The 1,248-nt window shown below is 65.1% G+C and carries 3 protein-coding genes; 1 reads left to right on the forward strand and 2 read right to left on the reverse strand.

What is annotated here, in order from left to right; translation table 11 throughout:
- Positions 1 to 77: 77 nt before the first annotated feature.
- Together AB0H42_RS35700 and AB0H42_RS35705 are read right to left on the reverse strand one after the other, a co-directional pair.
- A complete protein-coding gene (locus AB0H42_RS35700; RefSeq protein ID WP_357064300.1) occupies positions 78 to 272 on the reverse strand; it encodes a hypothetical protein in 195 nt (64 codons plus the stop codon).
- 372 nt (positions 273 to 644) lie between these two features.
- A complete protein-coding gene (locus tag AB0H42_RS35705) occupies positions 645 to 851 on the reverse strand; it encodes a hypothetical protein (protein ID WP_357064303.1) in 207 nt (68 codons plus the stop codon).
- 207 nt (positions 852 to 1,058) lie between these two features.
- On the opposite strand from AB0H42_RS35705, the gene AB0H42_RS35710 reads away from it, so the two are divergent.
- Positions 1,059 to 1,248, forward strand: a 190-nt coding sequence (locus tag AB0H42_RS35710; RefSeq protein WP_357064305.1) for a hypothetical protein, incomplete at its 3' end; no start/stop codon positions are given.

Here is a 1,248-nt window from a genome sequence, read left to right on the forward strand (position 1 = left end):
TCAACCAACTACCGGAGACCTCGCCACATCACCAACTTCTCAGCCCGGACAACGGGTTCCATCCCACACCATCGGGCTTATGAAACGCGGCCTAGCTCGGCATTCTCTCCGACGACCTGCACGATCGCGGTGCGCGTCACCGCCGCGGCCCGCGCGGCCGACACCAGCAGCCCGGCGGCCTCCGGTGATGGGCCATCCAGCACACCGGCCACCATTTTTGTCACTGTTTCGGCTGTCCACACGGTGGGTAACGCCGCCGCGCATTCGGCCATCGGAGCGGATTCACCGCGGTAATACTGTCCCCGCAGCCCGACGACAATCCGATCGGCCAACTCCGCCCCCGTGGAACCGATCACAGCACACTCCCACGTCCAGCGAACCTCTGTCCGGCAAGCGGCCCTGTGCCCTTGCCCCGGAGAGCCTCGGCGGCAACTCCTGCAATTGCTGCGACATGTCGGGCAGGATCGCGCTTCGGAACGAAGATCGCGCAATCGAGGCTCGCGTGCAATCGACCTCCCTTGCCAACCATGGAAAGTGATCGGCAGTTGACGGTCGGGCCGGTCGGCAGGCGATTTCGACGACCAGTTGGCGATGCCGGTTACGCCGCCTCCGCCACACGGGCGGAGGCGTTCGTTCCGGTTCGGTCAGCGAGTAAACAGTTCGAACTGGTTACCGGACCGACGGCAGAACCAGGTATTGCCCAGCCCTTCTCGACCGAATTTGTTCATCCCATTCGCCACACATGCTCCGTGTGTGGGGTAGTAGCCAACGGTGGTATCGGCGGCCGCGATGCCGGCCGCGCCGAAGGTGAAGGCCGCGATCATCGCCCCAGTGATCAGATGCTTCATCATGGCGGGAAGTCTACAGTGGGAGGCCACTGTTTCGATCCCGACTTATGTTGGCCGGCAGCATGATTCGACGTTCGTGAGGGCAGCGCCTCGAGGGGTTCGCTGCACCGGACCCCGGTCTTGCTATTCCGGGCTGTCGCTGCAGAGTGTGGTGTGTCGCTGGGCCAGGGGTTCGCCCGGTCGGTGCAGGCGTGGCCGGATGCGAACTCGATGCCGGAGGCCGGGGAAACCGCGCTCGCGCGCCGGATCAGCGACCCGCCGAAGCGTGATACCGGCGGTGCGCCGGCTGCCTCGGTGAACCTCTTTGTGCCCCATAGCCACCAGCAGCCCCGTTCCTGCCCGGGAACGGGGCTGCGCTGTACCGTCGGGGATGGAAAGATGGACCGGAATATTCCCGCGG

Source organism: Nocardia sp. NPDC050799, from assembly GCF_040654015.1.
Taxonomy (GTDB): Bacteria; Actinomycetota; Actinomycetes; order Mycobacteriales; family Mycobacteriaceae; genus Nocardia.